General features: G+C 40.7%; 21 protein-coding genes. 6 read left to right on the top strand and 15 right to left on the bottom strand.

Annotated features, from left to right (window positions below):
• Window positions 1–306 precede the first annotated feature (306 nt).
• On the bottom strand, window positions 307–693 hold the full coding sequence (locus CHA01nite_RS07280) for an META domain-containing protein (protein ID WP_228458363.1): 387 nt from the start codon (window positions 691–693) through the stop codon (window positions 307–309).
• Window positions 694–827: 134 nt separating this feature from the next.
• Here CHA01nite_RS07280 and CHA01nite_RS07285 point away from each other — a divergent pair, with 134 nt between their 5' ends.
• Window positions 828–3,029 (top strand): S46 family peptidase, encoded by a 2,202-nt coding sequence (locus tag CHA01nite_RS07285; RefSeq protein ID WP_146940654.1) that lies wholly within the window; start codon window positions 828–830, stop codon window positions 3,027–3,029.
• A 594-nt stretch (window positions 3,030–3,623) separates the two neighbouring features.
• Here the strand turns inward: CHA01nite_RS07285 and CHA01nite_RS07290 are convergent.
• The 9 genes from CHA01nite_RS07290 to CHA01nite_RS07330 form a co-directional block, all read right to left on the bottom strand.
• Window positions 3,624–3,968, bottom strand: coding sequence for a hypothetical protein (locus CHA01nite_RS07290; RefSeq protein ID WP_146940655.1), 345 nt, complete (start codon window positions 3,966–3,968; stop codon window positions 3,624–3,626).
• 214 nt (window positions 3,969–4,182) lie between these two features.
• Window positions 4,183–5,718, bottom strand: a complete 1,536-nt coding sequence (locus CHA01nite_RS07295) for a YifB family Mg chelatase-like AAA ATPase (RefSeq protein WP_146940656.1) — start codon at window positions 5,716–5,718, stop codon at window positions 4,183–4,185.
• Window positions 5,719–6,420: 702 nt separating this feature from the next.
• Window positions 6,421–7,728 (bottom strand): Fe-S cluster assembly protein SufD, encoded by a 1,308-nt coding sequence (gene sufD, locus CHA01nite_RS07300; RefSeq protein WP_146940855.1) that lies wholly within the window; start codon window positions 7,726–7,728, stop codon window positions 6,421–6,423.
• Between the two features lie 64 nt (window positions 7,729–7,792).
• Window positions 7,793–8,188: a hypothetical protein gene (locus CHA01nite_RS07305; protein ID WP_146940657.1), complete on the bottom strand. Its 396-nt coding sequence runs from the start codon at window positions 8,186–8,188 to the stop codon at window positions 7,793–7,795.
• Between the two features lie 54 nt (window positions 8,189–8,242).
• Entirely contained in the window at window positions 8,243–8,989 is a 747-nt protein-coding gene (sufC, locus tag CHA01nite_RS07310) for a Fe-S cluster assembly ATPase SufC (protein WP_146940658.1), read from the bottom strand.
• 219 nt (window positions 8,990–9,208) lie between these two features.
• Window positions 9,209–9,613 carry a GxxExxY protein gene (locus tag CHA01nite_RS07315; RefSeq protein WP_146940659.1) on the bottom strand — a complete coding sequence of 135 codons (405 nt, stop codon included), beginning with the start codon at window positions 9,611–9,613 and terminating at the stop codon, window positions 9,209–9,211.
• 90 nt (window positions 9,614–9,703) lie between these two features.
• On the bottom strand, window positions 9,704–11,152 hold the full coding sequence (sufB, locus tag CHA01nite_RS07320) for a Fe-S cluster assembly protein SufB (protein WP_146940660.1): 1,449 nt from the start codon (window positions 11,150–11,152) through the stop codon (window positions 9,704–9,706).
• 89 nt (window positions 11,153–11,241) lie between these two features.
• Window positions 11,242–11,457 (bottom strand): hypothetical protein, encoded by a 216-nt coding sequence (locus tag CHA01nite_RS20825; RefSeq protein ID WP_228458364.1) that lies wholly within the window; start codon window positions 11,455–11,457, stop codon window positions 11,242–11,244.
• A 171-nt stretch (window positions 11,458–11,628) separates the two neighbouring features.
• The gene (locus CHA01nite_RS07330) at window positions 11,629–11,958 is read right to left on the bottom strand and encodes a HesB/IscA family protein (protein WP_146940661.1); all 330 of its coding nucleotides are present in this window, start codon (window positions 11,956–11,958) and stop codon (window positions 11,629–11,631) included.
• Window positions 11,959–12,172: 214 nt separating this feature from the next.
• On the opposite strand from CHA01nite_RS07330, the gene CHA01nite_RS07335 reads away from it, so the two are divergent.
• Both CHA01nite_RS07335 and CHA01nite_RS07340 read left to right on the top strand, forming a co-directional pair.
• Window positions 12,173–13,096 (top strand): GLPGLI family protein, encoded by a 924-nt coding sequence (locus CHA01nite_RS07335; protein ID WP_146940662.1) that lies wholly within the window; start codon window positions 12,173–12,175, stop codon window positions 13,094–13,096.
• Window positions 13,097–13,108: 12 nt separating this feature from the next.
• The gene (locus CHA01nite_RS07340) at window positions 13,109–13,951 is read left to right on the top strand and encodes a GLPGLI family protein (protein WP_146940663.1); all 843 of its coding nucleotides are present in this window, start codon (window positions 13,109–13,111) and stop codon (window positions 13,949–13,951) included.
• Between the two features lie 373 nt (window positions 13,952–14,324).
• On the opposite strand, the gene ypfJ is transcribed toward CHA01nite_RS07340, so the two are convergent.
• A complete protein-coding gene (gene ypfJ / locus CHA01nite_RS07345) occupies window positions 14,325–15,176 on the bottom strand; it encodes a KPN_02809 family neutral zinc metallopeptidase (protein ID WP_146940664.1) in 852 nt (283 codons plus the stop codon).
• Window positions 15,177–15,280: 104 nt separating this feature from the next.
• On the opposite strand from ypfJ, the gene CHA01nite_RS07350 reads away from it, so the two are divergent.
• Genes CHA01nite_RS07350 through CHA01nite_RS07360 form a run of 3 tightly spaced genes read left to right on the top strand, consistent with a single transcriptional unit; the run spans window position 15,281 to window position 17,045 of the window.
• The gene (locus tag CHA01nite_RS07350; protein ID WP_146940665.1) at window positions 15,281–15,580 is read left to right on the top strand and encodes a hypothetical protein; all 300 of its coding nucleotides are present in this window, start codon (window positions 15,281–15,283) and stop codon (window positions 15,578–15,580) included.
• Window positions 15,580–15,912, top strand: a complete 333-nt coding sequence (locus tag CHA01nite_RS07355; RefSeq protein WP_146940666.1) for a hypothetical protein — start codon at window positions 15,580–15,582, stop codon at window positions 15,910–15,912. The genes CHA01nite_RS07350 and CHA01nite_RS07355 overlap by 1 nt, the downstream gene beginning before the upstream one ends.
• Before the next feature lie 2 nt (window positions 15,913–15,914).
• Window positions 15,915–17,045: a glutathionylspermidine synthase family protein gene (locus tag CHA01nite_RS07360; RefSeq protein WP_146940667.1), complete on the top strand. Its 1,131-nt coding sequence runs from the start codon at window positions 15,915–15,917 to the stop codon at window positions 17,043–17,045.
• On the opposite strand, the gene CHA01nite_RS07365 is transcribed toward CHA01nite_RS07360, so the two are convergent.
• From CHA01nite_RS07365 to CHA01nite_RS07380, 4 genes are all read right to left on the bottom strand, one after another.
• Window positions 17,035–19,119: an LTA synthase family protein gene (locus CHA01nite_RS07365; protein ID WP_146940668.1), complete on the bottom strand. Its 2,085-nt coding sequence runs from the start codon at window positions 19,117–19,119 to the stop codon at window positions 17,035–17,037. The two genes, CHA01nite_RS07360 and CHA01nite_RS07365, sit on opposite strands and share 11 nt — an antisense overlap.
• 223 nt (window positions 19,120–19,342) lie before the next feature.
• Complete coding sequence (gene ribH / locus CHA01nite_RS07370; protein WP_146940669.1) at window positions 19,343–19,861, bottom strand: 6,7-dimethyl-8-ribityllumazine synthase; 519 nt, start codon at window positions 19,859–19,861, stop codon at window positions 19,343–19,345.
• A 3-nt stretch (window positions 19,862–19,864) separates the two neighbouring features.
• Window positions 19,865–20,560 carry a YfgM family protein gene (locus tag CHA01nite_RS07375; protein WP_146940670.1) on the bottom strand — a complete coding sequence of 232 codons (696 nt, stop codon included), beginning with the start codon at window positions 20,558–20,560 and terminating at the stop codon, window positions 19,865–19,867.
• A 182-nt stretch (window positions 20,561–20,742) separates the two neighbouring features.
• Entirely contained in the window at window positions 20,743–21,279 is a 537-nt protein-coding gene (locus CHA01nite_RS07380) for an adenine phosphoribosyltransferase (protein WP_146940671.1), read from the bottom strand.
• Window positions 21,280–21,287: the final 8 nt, after the last annotated feature.

Below are 21,287 nucleotides of genomic sequence, written 5' to 3' on the forward strand. Positions count from 1 at the left end.
GGGTAGGCCCGGCGCAGGCATCAGCAATGGCAAAGCGCAGGCGTGAGGAGTAGCAGTGGATAGCGGGATCAAGCTCCTGAAAAAAATCTTTCTGTAAAAAGTGTGCTCTGGTGAAATAGCAGAAGTAAATTAAATGATGCCTCTCAAAATTCTGATGGTCTTACGACAGATAAGCCTATCATACTCTCTTTCCTATGGGAAAACTCATTGATTGACTTTCTTTTTGCTACCAGCCCTCGATAAATAATGATGATGTGGATTTTAGTGTAAATCAAGGACCATTCAAATGTAAAACATTCTTTAACTTCAATCCCAGTCTGAAGCAATAAACTGCATACTGTTTCCCTGACGGTCTCTCAATATCAGAAAATGGCCTTCTATAAGGTAACGGTGCATCTTTTTAAAGCTGATAAAAAACTCATCTTCAAATTCCATCTCCTGGCAGGCCGCCTGCGTCGAGCCAATGTCGGAAAATGTAACGGTTCCGCTCTTTTTAAATGCTGCCGTAAAAATGGTTTTATTACAACCCAAAAAAGCAGTGCCTTTTATCTTACCATCTTGAACAGGGGCCGTGAGATTAATTTTAGCCTGATGGCTGATCAGATTTTCTTTTGTATAATCTTTAAAAGAAACCAGCATCCATTCCCTCGTAATCGGGTAACCGGAAATAGTAGCAGAAGAACAATTCAGCAATATTTGCAGGCAAAAGATACTTAAAATAGCAGGCCCCATCCTTTTCATAAACCCTTTAAACCCATTTTCGTACCATCCGGGACGCGGAACCGTAAAAATTTAGTAAATTAGCGACACAAAAATTATTTAATACAATGAAAAGAATATTACTGCTATTCACTTTCCTTTTAAGCTTTGTCCAGATGCGGGCAGACGAGGGAATGTGGTTGTTAATGCTCGTCAAAAGACTCAACGGGGTAGATATGCAAAAAGAAGGATTGCATCTTACCCCGGAAGAAATTTACTCGGTTAACAATTCAAGTCTTAAAGATGCTATTGTAAGTTTCGGAGGCTTCTGTACCGGGGAAATAGTATCCAATCAGGGTCTTATTTTTACCAATCACCACTGCGGTTACGGTGCCGTGGCGGCAGCTTCAACTCCGGAGAAAGATTACCTGAAAAACGGGTTCTGGGCAATGAAGCAAAAAGATGAATTCAATGCAAAAGATCTTTACGTAAGGTTTTTGGTAAGAATGGATGATGCTACCCAGAGAATCAACTCCAAACTGAATAACAATATGTCCGCTGCAGAGCGTAAGGCCGTGATCGACGCTGAAACAAAAGCGATCCAGTCTGAAAACTCTGAGAACGGGAAGTATACGGTTGTGGTAAGGGATTTCTTTAACGGAAACGAGTTCTATTATTTTGTATACCAGGATTACAAAGACATCCGGTTGGTAGGAGCTCCGCCTTCCGCTTTAGGTAAGTTCGGCGGAGATACCGATAACTGGGAGTGGCCAAGACACACGGCAGATTTTACGGTTTTCAGAGTGTATGCCGATGCAGCAGGAAACCCTGCAGAATTTTCTCCAAGCAATGTTCCCCTGAAGCCTAAGCATTTCCTGCCGGTTTCCCTTAAAGGGGTTAAGCCGGGCGATTTCTCTATGATCTTAGGGTATCCGGGAAGAACCAACCGTTATCTGACTTCTTATGGAATCCAGCAAATGGTAAACAAAGACTATCCGGCGTGGGTAGAGGCTTCAAAGCTTGCCATGGATGTGATGAAGAAGTATATGGACAAAGATAAAGGGACCCAGCTCAATTATGCTTCCCAATACGCATCCGTAGCCAACTACTGGAAAAACAGACAGGGAACCATTGATGCCGTTATTAAGAACGGAACCATTGCAGACAAGCAAAAAGAGGAAGAGCGTTTCAAGACATGGGCGGTGCAGCCGGCTAATGTAGCAGAAAATGAGAATGTACTGGAGGACATCGGGATCTATTACAAGCAGACTTCGGACCGTAATGTGGAAAGGATGTATATGACCCAGCTTTCAAGAAATTCCAAATATTTCACTCTGGCTCTGCAGGTAGGAAGTTTGCTTCAGGCTTATGCTAAGCAGGATATGGCCGGAAGGCTGGCTATGAAGCCGAAAGTGGATGCCGCTCTGAAAAGCGCTTACGAAAACATCAATACCAAGCTGGAAGGCGAGATGATGAATTCGATGGTTAATCTTTACAAAACCAGAGTAAACAAGGATGTGGCTTCCGAAACCATTATGGGACTGGATGCCAACAATCTTTCCAATATCGCTTATTCTTCCATTTTTGCCAACAAGACGTCGGCAACGAATTTCGTGCTGAATCCTGATGCCTTAAAACTGGATGCCGATCCGCTTTGGAAGATTGCGAACGGAATCGTAGCCGACCAAAGAGCTTCTGCCGAAAGATTTGTGAAAATCGATGATAATTTTGCGAAAAACAACAGGCTGTTCTTAGCAGGACTGATGAAGGCAATGCCTGAGAAAAAGTTCTATCCGGATGCAAACTCCACTATGAGATTAACATATGGAACTGTAGATAAATTACCGATCAGATCAGACCGTAACTATTTCGGAGTTACCGATAACTATTATACCGATATGACCGGCCTTGTAGGAAAATACAAGAAAGGAGACGAAGAGTTTGATCTTCCGCAAAGGGTAATCGATCTTTACAACCTGAAAGATTTCGGGCAGTATGCCGATGCAAAAGGTTATATGCCGGTAAACTTCCTCTCCAATAATGATATTACCGGTGGTAACTCAGGTTCTCCGGTAATCGATGCCGACGGAAACCTGATCGGGATCGCTTTCGACGGAAACAGCGAAGCGTTAAGCGGAGACATCGTTTTCGAACCGGAATGGCAGAAAACCATCAACGTAGACGTTCGTTTCGTGCTTTGGACCATCGACAAATATGCCGGTGCCCGAAGATTGATCGATGAACTACAGCTGGTAAAAGACGAAAATACGCCAGCCGATACCAAAACAAAAATGCCTAAGGCAACTCCTGCCAAAGGAAAAAAGAAATAATCTTTATCAATATTTATAAGAGCCGCGAAAGTTTTCTTTCGCGGTTTTTTTATTGATAAAATTGTACTGATTTTAGTATATATATATTAAAATTCAATTTATGTAAAATGCCAATGATATAAGACCAATTATGAAACAGCACTATCCAGTTTAAAGCAGTCATCACGCAAAACAGAATAATAAAGCTGCTTTCAAAGAATTTTTATTTTCCAAGGAGCAACTGCTCAACAAAAAACATCAAATAAAACCAAAACGCTCTCTGATGTTAAAATCGGGTACCACTGCAGTCTGACAAAATGAAATCAGAATTTTATATTTTAGGCTTAACGTAAGACATGCGAAACAGCTGGGAACATAATTCGCCTGCGGAGTTTCGGTTTATTTAGGAGAAAACAAAGAATAGCAGACTATCGAAATCGTTGATGATATTGTCTTCATTTTATCGAAAACCCGGAAGCAAAAGTTTTGTTTGACAAAAATGAGCCACCCTCATAAAAAGTATGGCTTCAAGGATTGAAGAAGCTGAGAAACCGGAAACCGAAGAAAACCTTGAAGCTGAAATGCTCACAATGATTATATCTGGCAAAAAAGAATTTAATGAAGGTTTGTATATTTCAGCTCTGCAGTCAGGAATTGCCGGGCTCCCCCGTTAATCACCGTAATTGAATCTTCATTATGATGAACGGTAACGCCCAAATCATTTATAATTTCTTTAAAATACCCTTTCTCAATATGTGCCGAAATAATATTCTGCTGCCATAAAAACTGAGCCGACTGGTCTTTGTCATTTTTTATCATCAATACTTTCGAATCATTTTTTAAACCTGAAAATTCAATGCTTACCACAGCACTTTCGTAAGGAGCAAAGCTTTTAGATAGTAGGTTATTTACCCTATCCTGTTTTGGATGACGGACAAATATTTCTGCAGATGTTTTCATATAAACGGATGTTTTCCGCAAATATGAAATCTTAATGCGACAAAACTCGACGTATTATATTTTAATTTCTAAAAAGATTGAACCGGATTGGTTAATTATGAATTTTGCTCTGTAAGTCAATTTTGCTTTTCAAGTGAATCGTTAATCGGGGAAAAATATAAAATTGCTAGCGGAGCGGACCGATCTGCAGGAATTCACCATTCAACATCTGCCTTTACGCATTCCAGAATTCCCGGTCCAGGCTTCGGTACTGAATGGCTTCCGAAACATGGTGGGATAAGATGTTTTCAGATTCTTCGAGGTCGGCAATGGTGCGGGCAACTTTCAGGATCCGGTCATAAGCGCGGGCGGAAAGATTAAGTTTTTCCATAGCTGTTTTAATCAGGCTGAAAGACGATTCATCCAGCTGACAGAATTTTTCAAGTTCTTTCGGGCCGATCTGCGCATTATAACTTATTTTTAAGTCTTTATAACGCTCTCTCTGGATCTCACGGGCAACCAGAACCCTTTTCCGGATATCTTCGCTTTTTTCCCCCTTACGGCGTTCTGCCAGCTGCTCGAATTCCACCTTCTGCACTTCAATGTGAATGTCAATCCGGTCGAGGAGCGGCCCGGACAATTTACTCATATACCTTTGCATTTCGAAAGTGGAGGATGTATTATTGGGATCGTCTGGGAAGAATCCGCTTGGACTTGGGTTCATGGAAGCCACCAGCATAAAACTGGCGGGATAATTTACCGTAAACCGTGCTCTGGAAATGGTGACCTCGCGGTCTTCCAGCGGCTGGCGCATCACTTCGAGAACGGTTCTTTTGAATTCGGGCATTTCATCCAGAAACAGGACACCGTTGTGAGCCAGTGAAATTTCGCCGGGCTGGGGATAACTTCCTCCCCCTACCAGGGCCACATCGGAGATGGTGTGGTGAGGAGAGCGGAAAGGGCGGACGGTCATCAGGGAAGTTTCCGTTCCCATTTTTCCGGCTACCGAATGGATTTTGGTTGTTTCCAGCGCTTCTTTTAAGGTAAGTGGCGGCAAAATGCTCGGTACCCTTTTTGCGAGCATCGTTTTTCCGCTTCCGGGCGGTCCGATCAGGATGATGTTGTGTCCTCCCGCAGCGGCGACTTCCATCGCTCTCTTGGCGGTTTCCTGGCCTTTTACTTCGGAAAAGTCGAAAGGGAAATCGTTGATCTTTTCCTGAAATTCCTTCCGGGTATCGATTTCGATCTTCGGAAGCGGTTTTCCTTCGTTGAAAAAGTCGATGACCTCTTTGATATTTTCTGCCGCATAGACCTCCAGGCTGTTGACAATAGCTGCTTCGCGGGTATTCTGCTTCGGAAGGATAATCCCTTTAAACCCTTCCTCACGCGCCTGGATCGCAATCGGCAATACCCCTTTAACCGGCTGTAAGGTTCCATCCAGGGAAAGTTCCCCCATGATGATGTATTCATGGATATTTTCGGCCAGGATCTGATCCGAGGCGGCCAGGATCCCGATGGCAATGCTCACGTCATACGCCGCGCCTTCTTTCCGGAGGTCGGCAGGCGCCATATTGATGGTAATTTTCTTACCGGGAATTTTAAAGCCCACATTTTTAAGGGCGGCAGAAATCCGGTAACTGCTTTCCTTGATGGCATTATCGGGAAGGCCTACCAGATGATAGCCTACACCGCGGGTATCTACATTGACTTCAATGGTAATGGTCTGTGCCGCAACGCCATGGATGGCACTTCCGTAAACTTTGATCAGCATTTTTTCGTGTTTGCCGTAAATGTAGAAAATTTATAATTAACGGATTTTGTTTCAACATTCATTGAATATTTAAATCCTTTTAAAAATTTTAATTCTTTTATTAATGAAATAATAATTTTTAAAACAAAAAATTTAAAAGGCATAATGATTTCCTGAAAGTGAATTTTTTGGATTATTTTTATTTAAATCAGAATCGGAAACCCCCTACATTAACGCGAACTCGAAGAAGGATCTGGATTAATAGGCTGGAAGCAGGAAGCCGGATGCCGGAAGTTGATCTTGTCAGGATAGGAAAGGCTTTGATTTTGAAACCAAGTATTTTTTTCACTCCACCAAAGAGTGTTCTTATTTCATCTTCAATGCCTGATTTATATTGTTTTTAAAGTCCCGAAGGGATGGCTTACTACCGGATAAGATGAAGTCCTGTCTGGTGTGTGACTGTTTATTTGTTCTGCCAGGAGGAATTCCATTTAAAATCCTGACTAAATCAGTTTAAATTTTATTTTTGAATTAAGCAAAAATAGCTGAATATAATTTCAATACGGTCGAATTCACGTTACATTACTAAGTCCATAATCTACCAGTATTTTCATAGGCAAAATAAAAAGTGATAAGGCACATCCTTAAAAATTGGGTTTGTAAAAAAATAAAAAACGGCCGTTTCCTCAGAAACGGCCGTTCATATTTATCAACTATATAGTGTTAAAATTCTATATCTACTTCTAATTTCTCTGCCAGAACCTTTGAGATTTTTTCTTTTAAAGGCTCGATATCGATATTCTGCATCGCATCATTGGCAAACGCATAAAGCAACAGAGCCTGCGCTTTTTTCTTGGAAATTCCTCTTGCCCGAAGGTAGAAAAGGGCATCTTCATTCAGCTGCCCGACGGTACAGCCGTGTGAGCATTTTACATCGTCAGCAAAAATCTCCAGCTGCGGCTTCGTATCGATTTTAGCACCTTCGCTAAGGAGCACATTGTTGTTTTGCTGGTAAGCATTCGTTTTCTGCGCTATTTTATCCACAAATACCTTCCCGTTGAAAACCCCGTGGGAATTCCCGTTAAAAATCCCTTTGTAGTTCTGATAGCTTTCGCAGTTCGGCTGGTTGTGATGAACCGCCGTATGGTGATCTACCAGCTGGTCCTTCCCAATGATCGTAATTCCGTTCATGAATGAATTGATATTCGATCCGTTCTGAATGAAATCCAGGTTGTTTCTCACCAGTTTGCCTCCGAAAGAGAATGTATTTACGGTCGTTAAACTGTCTTTTTCCTGTTTTGCAAAGGTATTGTCAATCAGATAAGAAGTATCGTTGTCATTCTGGAGTTTATGCCAGTCTGCCTTTGCATTTGGATAAGTGAAAATTTCAGTTACCGAATTGGTCAATACATAAGTGCTGTCAAAATTATGATGGCTTTCGATAATTTCCACTTTGGCACCTTCATCGACAATTAATAAATTCCTTGTATTGTAGAAGGTATTTTCTTCCTGATTCTGGGAAATATAAAAAATATGGATCGGTTTTTCAATGACCACATTTTTAGGGACCTTCAGGAAAAAACCATACTTGCAGTAGGCCTGGTTCAGATTGGTAAAGGCTGATTGATCAGAAGCAATCGTATTGAAATACTGATCGAAAACATCCCTATGCTTTTCATCATTCAAAGCATAATTAAAGGAAAGGAATTCAACGTTTTCAATAGAAACCTTGGATAATTCTTTGCGAAGCTTACCGTTTACGAAAGTAATCCAGTCGAAGTTTTCTTCACCCAGGTGCAGCTGATCCAGTTGTTCTTTGGTAATATTATGGTTTTCTTTCGGGAAAAAGTTGTATGCTTTTTCAGTGATTTCCTTTAAGCTGGTATATTTATATTCTTCGTCTTTCTTTGTAGGAAAACCAATGCTTTCAAATCTTTGCAGTGCTGCTTTCCGGTCTTCATCCAAAAATCGGTGACGAAGACTCTCCAGGAATTCATTATGGTTTTCTATAATTTGTTCTTTTAAAGTCATAATTTTGATGCTTTCGCTACTCATTTTTAATTATGTTTTTCTAATTAAGTGAAACATCGTATCACTAATTTAGTTGTAATGATTTAGACCTCTTAAATCCCCAAATTCCTAAAATCATGAAAAGTATGTAAAACAAAGCCATTCCGTAATATCCTCCTAAAAAACGACTTACAGGAATCCAGGAAATTATCAAATTTAAAATAAATAATGTAATCCAAACAGATACAAAAGAATATATACTTAAAATGATCTTTGATTTAACAATCGAGATATTTTCAATTCTTTTATCCAGTATCCGAAATCCAATCATTGCCGGACCTGAAAAAATAAATCCCAAAAGTAAAAGCTTTAAAATAAAAGGATCAAAAATTTTGTTAAATTTAAAAAAACAAAATTTAATTAATAATCCAAGTACAGGAACCAAATTAGTGAAAAGCCAAACCTTAATGGGGTATTTCATTATCAAATTTGAATACATTCAATATTTAATTGATGAGGAATTAAGTATATAAACTTAATTTAGAAGCCAGTCATAGCCCTTTTCCTCAAGTTCTAAAGCAAGGGATTTATCACCTGTTTTGATGATTTTTCCGTTGGCTAAAACATGAACGAAATCAGGCTGGATATAATTCAGCAGTCGCTGATAGTGGGTAATCAGAAGCACTGCATTTCCTTCGTTTTTAAAAGCATTTACCCCATCTGCCACGATTCTCAAGGCATCGATATCCAGTCCGGAATCGGTTTCATCAAGAATGGCCAGTTTCGGGTTAAGCATCATCATCTGGAAGATCTCGTTTCTCTTCTTTTCACCTCCTGAAAAGCCTTCGTTCAGTGATCTTGAAAGGAAATCTTTTTTAATGCCCAGCTTTTCGGATTTCTCACGGATCATCGCCAGCATTTCCTTGGCAGGCATTTCTCCGAATCCGTTGGCTTTTCTGTTTTCATTCATCGCCGCTTTGATGAAGTTGGTTACGGAAACCCCCGGAATTTCCACCGGATACTGGAAAGAAAGGAAAATCCCTTTATGTGCTCTTTCCTCAGGCGCATCTTCAATAATATTTTCGCCGCTGAAAATGATTTCACCGTCCGTTACTTCATACTCCTCCTTTCCTGCGATCACAGAGGACAGGGTAGATTTACCGGCCCCGTTCGGTCCCATAATGGCGTGAACTTCGCCCGGCTTTATTTCAAGATTAATTCCTTTTAAAATTTCTTTGTCGCCGTCTTCAATTTTGGCGTGTAAGTTTTTTATCTCTAACATATATTTTAGTTTATCGCAAGGTTAGACTTTGAGTATATCCTCTGTAACACTAAACAACCATTACAAAGGCATTAACGCCGGCGAATGAAATACTATTTTTATTTTAAACATTAAGAATTTAAGCAATTTTTAATGTATTATTTTCTTTAAGGAAATCAATAAATTGATTTTAATTAAGATCAGTTAAGGTGTTTCTGTTTTTAACTTCATCAATATTAATTATTCCGGGAGTTTAGTGAAATATTCATTGACTAAAGGAATCATCGATTTCGAAATATTATCCGTATAAAAATTAATCAAGAGACCTTGAGGCTTTCTCAATATTTTCATGTAAATCATCAGTTGTGCCTGATGAACGGGTAATAGACTTTCTACCGTTTTGATTTCAATAATAACTGTATCATTCACCAGTAAATCAATCTTTAGCGGAGTTTCAATTTCAATTTTTCCATAATTGATTTTGGTACTGATCTGTTGATTTACTATAAATCCCTTCTCTTTTAATTCATATGCCAAACACATTTCATAAACACTTTCCAATAAGCCAGGCCCAAGTTCTTTATGAACTTTAATTGCGCAACCTATAATATCATAGGAAAGCTGTGTTATTTGTGTTTTTGTCATCTTAATTTTCTTTACAAGAATTGATTTATCAATTCCTTAACTTTTACGCATTAAGAATTTAAAAACCCTAATTTCTTAATGTTTAAACATCTATCCTACAGAACCCTCCAAAGAAATCTCCAGTAATTTCTGGGCTTCAATGGCAAATTCCATCGGTAGTTTATTTAAAACTTCTTTGCTGAAACCATTCACGATCAAAGCAATGGCTCTTTCCGTGTCGATTCCCCTCTGGTTGCAGTAGAAGATCTGGTCTTCCCCGATTTTTGAAGTGGTTGCCTCATGCTCCAGCTGGGCAGAAGGATCCTTGATCTCAATATAAGGGAATGTGTGGGCACCGCATTCGTTACCCATCAGCAGGGAATCACACTGTGAGAAATTTCGTGCTCCTTTTGCAGAAGGCATTACTTTTACCTGTCCACGATAGGAGTTCTGTGATTTTCCGGCAGAGATTCCTTTGGAAATAATCGTTGATTTCGTATTCTTCCCGATATGGATCATCTTGGTTCCCGTGTCGGCATACTGATGATTGTTGGTTACGGCAATAGAGTAGAATTCACCGATTGATCCGTCTCCTTTTAAGATACACGAAGGGTATTTCCAGGTTACGGCAGAACCGGTTTCCACCTGAGTCCAGGAAATTTTTGCGTTTCTCTCGCAAAGCCCTCTCTTCGTCACAAAATTGAAAACCCCGCCTTTTCCTTCTTCATTCCCCGGATACCAGTTCTGAACGGTTGAATATTTAATTTCGGCATCATCCATCGCAATCAGTTCCACGACGGCAGCGTGAAGCTGGTTTTCGTCTCTTGACGGTGCCGTGCAGCCTTCAAGGTAAGAAACATAACTTCCTTCATCGGCAATCACCAGCGTTCTTTCAAACTGTCCGGTACCGGCCTGGTTGATACGGAAATAAGTAGAAAGCTCCATCGGGCATCTTACACCTTTCGGGATATAGCAGAAACTTCCGTCGGAGAATACCGCGGAGTTCAGGGCTGCATAAAAATTATCGCCTCTCGGAACCACTTTTCCGAGATATTTTCTTACCAGGTCAGGATGGTTCTTGATCGCTTCGGAAATCGAGCAGAAGATGATTCCTTTTTCCATCAGGGTATCCTGGAAGGTGGTCTTCACGGAAACAGAATCTATTACAATATCCACGGCGACACCGGAAAGTCTTTTCTGCTCTTCAATGTTAATGCCCAGTTTTGCAAATGTTGCCAGCAGTTCAGGATCTACTTCATCCAGGCTTTCCAGTTCGGGCTTGGCTTTTGGGGCAGCATAATATTTAATAGCCTGGAAATCCGGCTTTTCATATTTAATGTTGGCCCATTCGGGTTCCGTCATTTTCAGCCAGATCCTGAAAGACTCCAGACGCCATTCGGTCATCCATTCCGGCTCTTCTTTTTTAGCAGAGATGGCCCGGACGATATCTTCGTTCAAACCGGTCGGGAAGTCTTCGTAATCGATTTTGGTTTCCCAGCCGAATTCGTATTTTTTATTTTCTAGATCAACTCTTAGATCGTCTTCAGTATATTTATTCATATTTAATATTCAAAAATTCAAAATCCGAAATTCAAAATTTTGCTTCTCCGAATTAATTTAATTATCATTTATATTTTGAGCCTTTAAGATCACTGTTTTGCAAGTAAAATATAAAGCCTCCTATTTTTCCTGCTTAAATCCGTCGTTTTATTTCTTAAAACTTCAAATTTTTCATTTGAAATAAAATTTCTATCTAAAACCCTGTCCAACTGGGATATTTTCTCCACAAGATGCTTTGGAAATATATAAGAGTTGTATAATTCTTTATTGCCGTTTCCTTCAAACCTCTCAGCAATAATATCCATTATTAAGTCTGAAAATCGATCCATCAATCTGATTGGCCAGACGAAAAATATTTTTAAGACCGGAATTTTCGATAATATCATTACAAAGTTCTCTCGAAAGTTACCGGATTTCCAAATCTCTGAACTCTTATACGTTGCCAATACCGAGTTTTAAATTTTAAATATTGAATTTTAAAGAGAAAAACTTTCACCGCATCCGCACGTCCTGGATGCATTCGGATTGTTAAAAACAAATCCTTTTCCGTTTAATCCTCCCGAATATTCAAGAGTTGTTCCTGCCAAATAGAGGATGGATTTTTTATCTACAACAATTTTGATGTTATTGTCTTCAAAAATTTGATCAGTGTCTGTTTTTTGGTTGTCAAACTTTAAAACATATTCTAAACCAGAACATCCTCCGCTTTTTACCCCCACTCTTACAAAGTCTTCTACCGGGTTAAAGCCTTCTTCTGTCATCAGCTGAATTGCTTTTGCCTTCGCTTGATCTGATACTTTTATCATTGTATTTATTTAGAATGATTTAATAATGCAAAAATACGAACTAATTTCCGCAATCTCAAATCGAAGATGTCTATTTTAATGATTCTCTTCTTTATACCGTTCGTTTTTATCTTAAGTGATTGTTAAAAGTCCTTAAAATTCATGTCCGGAGCCTTTGGTATACGTTTTTGATTTAACTTTGAAATACATTTTTTATCTATAAAGAAAATGAACAGTGAAACAAAAATTACTTGGTTTTTTGGTGTTGTTTTTTACAACATTTTCCTACGCTCAGACAACGAGGTATATTTATGAAACATCTGTGAATCCGGATTCAATTAACCTGGTAAGTATGAAGACGGAACGCACTTTTTTGGATGTAAAAGGAAACCATTCCTTGTTTATCAGTGAAAACAAACTGATCAGGGATTCTCTTACCGCTTCTTTTAAACCGGAAGAAAAAGAAACCCGGAAAAAAGAGGAAAAAGATTTTTCCAAAGCGGGAAACAGGAAACATTTCGAGCCTACTTTCTTTGAATATTTTATCATTAAAAATATTCCTGAACAGAAGATATATTATTATGACCGGGTAGGAGGAAAACAGATTTATTATGCAGAAGAAAAGCCTGTACAATGGGAAATAACCCAGGAAGCGGAAAAGCAGAACGGCCATCAGGCCCAGAAAGCAACAGTCCATTTCGGGGGAAGAACCTGGACTGCCTGGTTTACGAAAGAGATTGCCGTTTCCGACGGGCCTTACAAGTTTTCGGGACTGCCGGGACTGATTGTTAGGCTGGAAGATGATAGAGGGGATTATAAATTTGATTTGGTTAAAAAAATAATCCTTAAAAATTCATTTGAAGAACCCGTATATTCTGATGCAAAACAAAGTACAAAAGTTGGTTTTCATCGCGATAAAGCGGCTTTGGAACTGGAATTGATGAAAAACAGAAAGTCTGTGACAGGAAATAATGGAACCGGAATGCAGAATTTCGGAATGGGCGGAATGAATGGGAATATAGGCGGCATGCAGGGAGGTGGCCATCACGGAAGCCGGAGCGGCGGGATGGATGCCGGAAATAATTTTCCAATACAAAGCCCAGGAACTATAAATGTTCCTTCTGATATAGGAAGCCGGAATCCAATTGAATTACAATAAAATATAATAGAAATGAAAAAATTAGCAATCATTGCTTTGGCGTTATTCATACAGACGGCCTTCGCACAGGTGAATAGGTTTGTATACCAGGTGACGATGAAACCGGATGCATCAAACAAAAGCGATGTAAAAACCGAAAATGCCTATCTGGATATTTCCCCGGAAAAATCGGTGTTCTATTCCGAAAACAGGATCAAGCGGGATTCTGTGATGCAGGCAACTTTCCAAAGCGGAGGTGCCCGGAGCTTCAACAGGGAGCAGATGCAAGGCCTGCGCTCAAACATCAATTACTCCGTCGAAAAAGATAAAAAAAGCCAGAAAATGACTTTTAAAGACCGGATCGGAAGGGATGTCTATACGTATGAGGAAGACCGCCCGCTTAACTGGAAAATATTGTCGGAAACGACGAAGATCGGAGATTATAAAGTCCAGAAAGCGGAAACGGATTTCGGCGGCAGGAAATGGACGGCGTGGTTCACCACAGATCTGCCATATCAGGACGGCCCGTATAAATTCGGAGGACTTCCCGGGCTTATCGTAAAGGCAGAAGATGATAAAGGCGATTATTCCTTCGATTTAATGAAGAACTATAAAATCGATGATTTCCCTGCCATGAACCAGTTCGGAAATACCATTAAGGTAAAAAGGGGAGATTATGTAAAACAACAGAAAAAATTTCAGGAAGATCCGATGTCTTTCATGACACAGGGTGGCGGTACACAGATAAGAATCGGCGGTGATGGTGGTCCCCGTGGTGGCGGTGGCGGTAATCCTCCGGCTGATTTCAGAAAGAGAATGGAGGAGAGGGTGAAAGATGAAGCGAAGAAAAACAGCAACCCGATAGAATTGCAATAAAAATATAATCCTGAAGAATTTCTTCAGGATTATATTTTTACATGAGTTTTCTCTAAAATAATTTTGTTATAATATGCCAGCTCCGGAATAACGATGCAATTTTTATTAATAATTTTGATGTTATTCTTTGCCAGCAGCCTTTTTGTTTTTTCGGATAAAGGAAGCAGTCCAAAATGATAATATTTCATTTTCTTTTTATCATAATCCTGAACAGCTGCTTTTCTTATTCTGGAAAATTGCGAATCGTCTTTTTGATTACCGGATTGTTTTGGGCAAACACAAGACTGCATAAAAAACAAACCGTAATGATTAATATTTTATTTCTCATTGTGTAATTGTAGTATTATTTATAAATGATCGGATAATAAATACACTATTTCAAAAGCTGGTTGAATGTATCTCCTTGTCTTATATCGCCGGTTTCATATCCTTTCATAAACCATTCTTTACGCTGTGCAGATGATCCGTGGGTAAAGCTTTCCTGATTTACATACCCCTGAGACCTTCTCTGGATATTGTCGTCTCCGACAGCTTCCGCCGCTTCAATCGCCGACTGGATGTCTCCCGGTTCCAGAATATGCTCTCTGCTGTCGGTCTGTTTTGCCCATACACCCGCGTAAAAATCTGCCTGAAGCTCTGTCGCTACTGAAACCCGATTCATTTCAGCTTCGGAATATCTGCCGCTTCTTCTCAGTTCATCCACTTTTTGCGTAGTCCCCAATAATGTTTGAACGTGATGTCCCATTTCATGGGCCATAACATAAGCAATCGAAAATTCGGTAACTTTTGCACCGAAACGCGATTCAAGCTCCTTAAAGAAACTCATGTCCATGTATACCGACTGGTCTGCCGGACAATAAAATGGCCCCATGGCAGATTGTGCTACGCCGCAGCCCGACTGAGTTGTATCTTCAAAAAGAATTACTTTTGCCGGCTTGTACTGCATGCCGTTTTCTGCAAAAATTTTAGTCCAGGTTTCTTCGTTTTCGGCAGTTACCATCTTTACAAATTCACGGATTTTCAGCTCATTCTGGCTCAGTTCGCGCTGTTCGGTTCTGGCTGCGCCGGAACCTGCACCTGAAGAAAGAATGGAAGAGGGATCTCCTCCTAAGAAAAATATAATAGCAGCAATAATCAGTGTTCCCAGCCCGCCGCCTACCACGGCTCCACCGCCAAGCCCACGCCTGTCTTCCACATTATCGCTTCTGTCGTCAGTCCATCTCATAGTCTAATTTTTTTATTACGTTAAATTTAAAATTATTATCTTATTAAATAATTACTTTTGTGAAAAATTATGCCAAAGTGAGAAGAATTAAACAAATCTCTTTCATGATCTTTTTAGCAGGTGTTTTTTCCTGCAACGAAAAAGAATACAGGGAAGATGAAGTCAACAGGATAGACAAGAAATCATCAATAGAAACGGAACTTTCAGTAGAGCATATCGATACGGCAGATGTGTTGGTGACCCGGCACAAAATCTGGAAGGATAAAAAGCTTTTTAAAGAAATTATAAAACGGGATACGATCCCGGCTCTTGGCGATACGCTGATGGAATCTGAAGATAAGGACGGAGTTGTTCATAAGGACATCACAAAAAAGGATTACGAATTTTATATTACGGTACAATAATGAAAAAGTCGGGTTCTGTAAAATTGCTTTTCGTAACGGGAATCCTGGCGGCCTGTTCGCAGGAGAAGCCCAAAGACGAGTGGAAGAATGAGAAAAAGGTCTATATGAGATCCGATACCACGGCTTCCTATTCGAGGACACACGGTTTTATGCCTGGATTTTTCTGGTATCACGCATTCCGGCCCTATGGTGCATACCGCAACGGAGGCTACCACCGGACGGGCTACTACAGTGATGCCATCAGTTCGAAATCGAATATCGGAAGAAGTTCTTATAAGGGAAGTGTAATCAGAGGCGGACTCGGAAGAAGCGGCTTCAGGGCATCATCATAAATATGAAAAGAACAGCATCACCCATCCGGAAAAACTGGGAAGAAAAGCTCGAAAATTTAGGCTTCGGCTACCATTCCCTGGAAGGACTTTACTGGGATGAAAGCCATTATTATGAATTCTCCATGCAAGAAGTGGATACGCTTGAAAAAGCCACTGCCGAATTGTGGCAGATGTGCCTGAAAGCGGTAGACTATATTATTGAGAAAAACCTCTGGGACCATTTCAGTATTCCCGAATGGTTCCGGAATTATATCGTCACCAGCTGGGAAGAAGACCATCCTTCGATCTACGGGAGATTCGATTTCGGATTTGACGGGACCAACCTGAAACTGCTGGAGTTCAACGCCGATACGCCGACTTCACTGTATGAAGCCTCCGTGATCCAATGGTACTGGCTGCAGGAATTATTTCCCGAGAAAGACCAGTTCAACTCCATTCATGAAAAGCTGGTAGACTACTGGAAGTACCTCACCCAATATATGAACCCGCGTTATATTCATTTCGCTTCATTGACGAATATTGAAGACGTTACGAATGTGGAATACCTTCGCGACTGTGCAACGCAGGCGGGCTTCGAGACGGAATTTATTCCCATTCAGGACATCGGCTGGGCGGAAGAGATCAGAGAATTTATTGCCGGAGACGGTTCCGTAATGGATTATATTTTCAAGCTGTATCCTTACGAATGGATCCTACAGGACGGCTTTGGGGAAAAACTGGTTGAAAACGGGTTCCGTTCCCAATGGATCGAGCCGGCCTGGAAGGTGCTGCTTTCCTCAAAAGCCATTTTGCCTGTCCTCTGGGAAATGTATCCGGGTCATCCGTATCTGCTGCCTGCTTATTTTGAACAGAAAGGCCTGAAAGATTTCGCTAAAAAACCGGTCTATTCCAGGGAAGGCGCGAATATCATTCTGTATAAGAACGGCAAACCCGTAGAAGAAAATTTCGGAGCCTATGGCAAAGAAGGCTTTATTTACCAGCAGTTGTTTGACCTTCCGGATTTCGATGGGAATTACCCCGTAGTCGGAAGCTGGGTGATCGGTCAGGAAGCTGCCGGCATCGGTATCAGGGAAAGTGTTCACCGGATTACCAATAACCAGAGCCGTTTCGTTCCGCATTTAATCAGCGGTTAAGCTTATTGTTTTTCAGCCAGTACGAAGTCGACTGATACGCTGAGATGGTTGCATTTATCAGGGTTTTATTCTGATCTTTTTCTTTCAGCGGATTTTCGTCAAAATAAAGATTGAATTCGGGAGAGAGATTGTTTTTCTGCTGAACCAATGCGTACTGCTTCACTTTCCGTACCGGGGAGATAATCGTTAAATGGTTGTCGCTGATAAGACCAAGGTCTTCGTAGGTCGCTACATAGGCCTTGGGCTGGAATTGTCTGGTCATCACATCCTGGCCTAAGAATTTCGACTGGTATTTAAAGTTCAGGAGGCCGAAGAGGGTAGGCATTACATCAATCTGGGACATGGTCTGGGTAAACTTCTGCGGCCGGATAAATCCTTCCGAGAAAATCATTGCCGGAATCCGGTATTTGTCCATCGGAAGCTCGGTGTCGCCTGCGCTGGAAGCACAGTGGTCGGCAATAATCACAAATACGGTATTCCTGTACCAGCTTTGCTGCTTAGCCATTTCAAAGAATTTTCTCAGGGCGTAATCCGTGTACTTCACGCCGCCCTCACGGGATTTCGCGTCGCCCGGAATATCAATTTTTCCATTCGGGTAGGTAAATGGCCGGTGGTTGGAAACCGTCATCCAATGGTTGAAGAACGGCTTGCCGGATCTTGCTTCCGCATTCATGGTACTGATGGCTTTTCTGGCCATATCTTCATCTGCTACACCCCAGACATTGGCAAAGGTAATCTCTTCCGGAGTAAAGTTGTTCCGGTCTACGATGTCATAGCCGTTCCCTTTATAGAAATCCTCCATATTGTCGAAATAGCTGTAGCCACCGTATAAAAATTTCACGTCATAGCCTTTCGATTTAAAGACGCTGCCCGTGGTAAATTTATTTTTATTGTTTTCTCTTTTAATAATGCTTTCCCCGGCCGTCGGCGGAATACATAAGGTGAGTGCTTCAAGCCCGCGCACCGTTCTGTTTCCGGTAGCATAAAGGTTGGTGAATATCAGTGATTGATCGGCCAGGCTGTCCAGGAATGGCGTAATTTTCTGCGTATTCCCATAATGGGCCAGAAAATCTGCAGATAAGCTTTCAATCGAGATCAAAACGACATTCTTTTTCAGTTCAGGTGCTGCCGGAATGATATTTCTCTGCAACACAGGCGGAGTAAACTGGCTTAAAAAGCTTTTTTCTGCCTGCTGCTGATTGATCTCAGGGTAAAACTGGAAATAATCAAGCTCATTGTGGGTAAATGCCCAATAGAATTTCGGCAACCCGTTGGCCTGGATTTCTTCTCCGAAAACATTGTTACTTTTGATTTTTGTGGTGAAATTCAGACCCAGCAGGCTTATTCCGCATAAAACCAGATAGGAACCCATCAGAATGGTTTTCTGCTTCAGGTTGGGAAGGTCCGACAATTCGGTTTTTGTTCTCCGGTAAATAAGAACCGTAATGGTAAGGGTTACTGCGGCAATCGCCAGGAATAGAGGAATCACGGGATAACTTTCCATGATGTTTCCGATGACTTCATTGGTATAGATGAGGTAATCGACGGCAATAAAATTATATCTCAGTCCGAATTCATTATAAAAGAAATATTCGCTTACCGCATTGAAAACAATGAGCAGTACATACAGGAAAAGAGTGACGAAATAGAGGCTGTTTCTTATCTGCAGCCGCCTTTCCGGAAGGAAAAACATTAAGGCAAAGAAAATAATTTTCAGGCCTATAAATGTCAGTGCAATTTCAGCTATCGATCCTCCGTATTGTTTAAAGATATTGTTCGGGATCAGAAGGATATACAGAAACAACAGAATAAGCAAACTTAATATGATCTGTCCATAAGGTTTCTGGTATTTTGAATTCGATAAAAATAGAAAATACAAAGCAAGAAAAGGGCAGGTGATAACGAAAACCAGCACATCATTCAGCACCCCGGTCAGCAGGATTTTCAGAATTTCAAAAATGCCGAAACTTGCCGTGGTAATCGGGTGAAATAAAAAAACGATTCTTGTGATCAGGGAAATGGTGAGGTATAGAGCCCCTAGATAAAGGAAGGGCCTGATTTTCTGAGCAAACATCTGTGTAAACTGAATATTAATTTCTACAAAAGTAAGAATAAGAGATTATTTTTTGACCGATATTTTCAAAATCTCATAAAAATTAGAAACTTTATAAATGGTTAAAAAAAGATTAAAAAATTAATATTTTAAAAGGCTGATTTGGATGTTTTTTTATGGTATGAATAAATAAAAGGGGACTGCTTTTGTAGTCCCCGATATGGTAAAAGTAAAAATTGCTGGATCAGGAATGGCCAAAACCGATATTTCCTTTTTTAGCGGAAAGGTTTTTTCTGAAGTCGATCATTCTCAGGGCCGTAACGGCTGCCTCGACGCCTTTGTTTCCAAGATCCCCGCCGCTTCTTGCCATCGACTGTTCCTTGGTATCATCCGTTAAGACACAGAAAATTGTCGGGGTATCGGTTAAAATATTACAGTCCTTGATTCCTTGGGCCACTGCAGAACAGACGTAATCGAAGTGAGGAGTCTCACCACGGATCACACATCCGATGGAAATTACCGCGTCGAATTTACGTTCCTTGCACAGCTGCATGCTTGCATAGCTCAGTTCAAAAGCGCCAGGAACCGGAAAGAGTCTGATGTTTTCAGGTTTTACGCCTTCCTTCTGAAGGATTTCCAGGGCTGCGTCACGAAGATTGTAGGTTACAAAATCATTCCACTCAGAAAAAACAATGCCGATAGAAAACTCATCGGCATTGGTTATATGAAGTGGCTTGTAATCGGAAAGATTAACTGTTGCCATTATTTAGTAATATTTAGTCATTTCGATATAAGAATCAGACATTCCGTTGTCGTAATCCTGGTATTTTTCATCAATCGTTGCAAAATACTTTTTCGCTTCTGCATTTTTCTTTAATCCTAAAGCTACGATCCCTGCTTTTCTTGTGAAATAATAAGTGGTATAAGGATCATCTGAAGCCGATGCTGCTTTATCAAGAAGCTGCAATGCTTCATCGTTTTTGTTCAGTCCCGATTTCGCATCTGCCATCGCGCCGTATTTCATTGCCATCAACGTTTTGTTATCAGATGAAAAATTATCAAGAAGATCGTAAGCTTCCTGGAATTTTCCTTCTTTAAATTTCAATAAACCGGCATTGTAGGCAGAAAGCTCGCCTACCGCTGTCCCGGAATATTCGTTATACGTTCCCAGGAATCCCGGATTCGCCGCTGAATTACCGCCCAACGCTTCTTTATTTTTTCCTTCAGCAAGATTTTTCTGAGCTGCCAGGAAACCTTTTACGGCTTCCACATTTTTAGGAGCTACTACAAATTGCTTGTACCCGAAGAAACCCAGTACACCCAGAACCAGTATTCCGAAAATAACTGCCAGAGGCTTTGAATATTTTTCAATGAATCTTTCCGTGTTTAAAGCTTCTCTGTCAAGATCTTTAAAAAACTCAACCGTTTCTTTACCCTCTTGCTCGTTTGTAAGTTTTGCCATAAATTATTAAAAATTGAAATGCAAATTTAATTGTTTCTGAATGATTTACAAAATACTTTCTGCGGATTATTGACGAAATATTACGAATTGTAAATTATACGCTGCCGGACGGTAAGGTTTTGTCAGAAAAAATGCTTCATGAAAGATTTCACAAAGCATTTTTATATTGATTTTTGAAAAGTTTAGTATTCCAGGATATGATAGACTTCCGCATTGAACTTTTTCAGTTTCTCTTCCCCTTTCAGGCCGGTAAGGGCAATCAGAAAGCTGAACTGTGCTACGGTGGCGCCTTGCTTTTCTACCAGTCTGGCCGCCGCTTCGGTGGTACCGCCGGTAGCCAGAAGGTCGTCGTGGATCAGCACTTTCTGTCCGGCCTTTATCTGTCCCTCACGCGTCTCAATTACTGCACTTCCGTATTCAAGGTCATATTTTTCTGAAATCACCGGTGGCGGCAGCTTGCCTGCCTTACGGATCAGGATGAACGGAACTTCCAGGGCGACTGCGATGGCAATCCCGAAAAGATAGCCTCGGCTCTCGATTCCGCATACGGCATCTACTTTTCCTCTGCTTGCTGCAGCCAGATCTGCAATTACCTCTTCATATAGTTTCGAATCCAGGAAAATGGGGGAGATGTCTTTGAACTGAATTCCCGGAATCGGAAAGTCAGGGATGTTTTCAATGGTTTTTTCCAGTTTCCTGATTAATTCTTGTGATGCCATGTCTGTTT

The sequence above is a fragment of the Chryseobacterium hagamense genome (assembly GCF_007991455.1).
GTDB lineage: Bacteria > Bacteroidota > Bacteroidia > Flavobacteriales > Weeksellaceae > Chryseobacterium > Chryseobacterium hagamense.

Excerpts from the sequence above, each read along its gene's own strand:
- CHA01nite_RS07285 (WP_146940654.1), top strand. The coding sequence starts at position 828 with ATGAAAAGAATATTACTGCTATTCACTTTCCTTTTAAGCTTTGTCCAG.
- CHA01nite_RS07290 (WP_146940655.1), bottom strand. The coding sequence starts at position 3,968 with ATGAAAACATCTGCAGAAATATTTGTCCGTCATCCAAAACAGGATAGG.
- CHA01nite_RS07295 (WP_146940656.1), bottom strand. The coding sequence starts at position 5,718 with ATGCTGATCAAAGTTTACGGAAGTGCCATCCATGGCGTTGCGGCACAG.
- sufD (WP_146940855.1), bottom strand. The coding sequence starts at position 7,728 with ATGACTTTAAAAGAACAAATTATAGAAAACCATAATGAATTCCTGGAG.
- CHA01nite_RS07305 (WP_146940657.1), bottom strand. The coding sequence starts at position 8,188 with ATGAAATACCCCATTAAGGTTTGGCTTTTCACTAATTTGGTTCCTGTA.
- sufC (WP_146940658.1), bottom strand. The coding sequence starts at position 8,989 with ATGTTAGAGATAAAAAACTTACACGCCAAAATTGAAGACGGCGACAAA.
- CHA01nite_RS07315 (WP_146940659.1), bottom strand. The coding sequence starts at position 9,613 with ATGACAAAAACACAAATAACACAGCTTTCCTATGATATTATAGGTTGC.
- sufB (WP_146940660.1), bottom strand. The coding sequence starts at position 11,152 with ATGAATAAATATACTGAAGACGATCTAAGAGTTGATCTAGAAAATAAA.
- CHA01nite_RS20825 (WP_228458364.1), bottom strand. The coding sequence starts at position 11,457 with ATGGATATTATTGCTGAGAGGTTTGAAGGAAACGGCAATAAAGAATTA.
- CHA01nite_RS07330 (WP_146940661.1), bottom strand. The coding sequence starts at position 11,958 with ATGATAAAAGTATCAGATCAAGCGAAGGCAAAAGCAATTCAGCTGATG.
- CHA01nite_RS07340 (WP_146940663.1), top strand. The coding sequence starts at position 13,109 with ATGAAAAAATTAGCAATCATTGCTTTGGCGTTATTCATACAGACGGCC.
- ypfJ (WP_146940664.1), bottom strand. The coding sequence starts at position 15,176 with ATGAGATGGACTGACGACAGAAGCGATAATGTGGAAGACAGGCGTGGG.
- CHA01nite_RS07350 (WP_146940665.1), top strand. The coding sequence starts at position 15,281 with ATGATCTTTTTAGCAGGTGTTTTTTCCTGCAACGAAAAAGAATACAGG.
- CHA01nite_RS07355 (WP_146940666.1), top strand. The coding sequence starts at position 15,580 with ATGAAAAAGTCGGGTTCTGTAAAATTGCTTTTCGTAACGGGAATCCTG.
- CHA01nite_RS07360 (WP_146940667.1), top strand. The coding sequence starts at position 15,915 with ATGAAAAGAACAGCATCACCCATCCGGAAAAACTGGGAAGAAAAGCTC.
- CHA01nite_RS07365 (WP_146940668.1), bottom strand. The coding sequence starts at position 19,119 with ATGTTTGCTCAGAAAATCAGGCCCTTCCTTTATCTAGGGGCTCTATAC.
- ribH (WP_146940669.1), bottom strand. The coding sequence starts at position 19,861 with ATGGCAACAGTTAATCTTTCCGATTACAAGCCACTTCATATAACCAAT.
- CHA01nite_RS07375 (WP_146940670.1), bottom strand. The coding sequence starts at position 20,560 with ATGGCAAAACTTACAAACGAGCAAGAGGGTAAAGAAACGGTTGAGTTT.
- CHA01nite_RS07380 (WP_146940671.1), bottom strand. The coding sequence starts at position 21,279 with ATGGCATCACAAGAATTAATCAGGAAACTGGAAAAAACCATTGAAAAC.